Genomic DNA, 1,384 nt, shown 5'->3' with positions numbered 1-1,384 from the left:
AACGAAGAACTGGCCAACGCCTCGTAAACCCACAGGCCACACCATGCCATTGACCCTGCTCGTCACGATGCTGCTGGGCTTTGCCTTCAGCATCTCCATTGCCATCTCCATCGGCGGCTCCGCCATCCTGGGCCTGGCGCTGTTCGACAGCGACAAGCTGATCCTGGTGCCCAAGGAGATGTTCACCGCCATCGACAAGTTTCCGCTGGCGGCCATCCCGTTCTTCATCCTCGCGGGCAATCTCATGGAGACCGGGGGCATCTCGCGCCGCCTGGTCGAGTTCGCCAAGAGCCTGGTCGGCGGCGTGCAGGGCGGCCTGCCCATGACCTGCGTGCTCACCTGCATGATCTTCGCGGCCGTCTCGGGCTCTTCGGTGGCCACCACCTTCGCCATCGGCGCGATCCTGATCCCGGCGCTGGTCAAGCACGGCTACCCCAGCTCCTACGCGGCGTCGCTGCAGGCGACTTCGGCCGAGCTGGGGGTGGTGATCCCGCCCTCGATCCCGATGATCCTGTTCGGCGTCTCGGCCGAGGTCTCGATCGGCGAGCTGTTCATCGCCGGGGTGCTGCCGGGGCTGCTGATCGGCTGCGCGCTGATGCTGTTCGTGCACCTGTACTGCCGCTACAAAGGCTGGGGCAAGCGCGATGGCGAGGGCCGCCTGCCGCTGGCGCGTGCGGCCGGCGATGCGGCCTGGGCGCTGCTGATGCCGGTGATCATCCTGGGCGGGATCTACGGTGGGGTGTTCACGCCCACCGAGGCGTCGGTGGTGGCGGTTTTCTACGCGCTGCTGGTGGGGCTGGTGATCCACCGCGAGCTGCGGCTGGGCGATCTGATGCGGGTGCTGCGCAAGTCGGTGATCTCCAGCGCGGTGATCATGTTCATCATCGCCAACGCGGGGCTGTTCGCGTTCCTGATCACGCGCGCGGGCATCCCGGATGCGATCGGGATGTGGCTCAAGGAGGTGCTGCAGTCGCCCGGCTGGTTCCTGCTGGGGGTGAATGCGGCGCTGTTCGTGATCGGCATGTTCATCGAGACGTCGGCGGCGATCATCGTGCTGGCGCCGATCCTGGTGCCGGTGGCGGTGCACTTCGGGGTCGATCCGGTGCACTTCGGGATCATCATGGTGGTCAATCTGGCCATGGGGATGATCACGCCGCCGTTCGGGGTGAATCTGTTTGCGGCCTGCACGGTGGCCAAGATTTCGCTGGACCAGATCGTGCGCCACCTGCTGCCTTTTGTGCTGGTGATCATGGCCTGTCTGGCCGTGATCACGTATGTCCCCACCCTGACGCTGGCGCTGCGCGACGCGGTCTTTGCCAAGCCCGCGGCGCTCGCCCCCATCGGGCCCGCTCCCGTCATCGGCCCTCAGTGAGAAAGCCCCATG

General features: G+C 66.2%; 1 protein-coding gene. It reads left to right on the top strand.

Annotated elements, in window-relative coordinates; all coding sequences use genetic code 11:
• Positions 1–43: 43 nt before the first annotated feature.
• On the top strand, positions 44–1,372 hold the full coding sequence (locus tag L0977_RS25300) for a TRAP transporter large permease (protein ID WP_234267688.1): 1,329 nt from the start codon (positions 44–46) through the stop codon (positions 1,370–1,372).
• Positions 1,373–1,384 lie beyond the last annotated feature (12 nt).

Source organism: Hydrogenophaga sp. NFH-34 (genome assembly GCF_021401345.1).
In the GTDB taxonomy this organism is placed as follows: Bacteria; Pseudomonadota; Gammaproteobacteria; order Burkholderiales; family Burkholderiaceae_C; genus Hydrogenophaga; species Hydrogenophaga electricum.
This window is presented reverse-complemented; position numbering and strand designations above follow the sequence as displayed.

Excerpts from the sequence above, each read along its gene's own strand:
- L0977_RS25300 (WP_234267688.1), top strand. The coding sequence starts at position 44 with ATGCCATTGACCCTGCTCGTCACGATGCTGCTGGGCTTTGCCTTCAGC.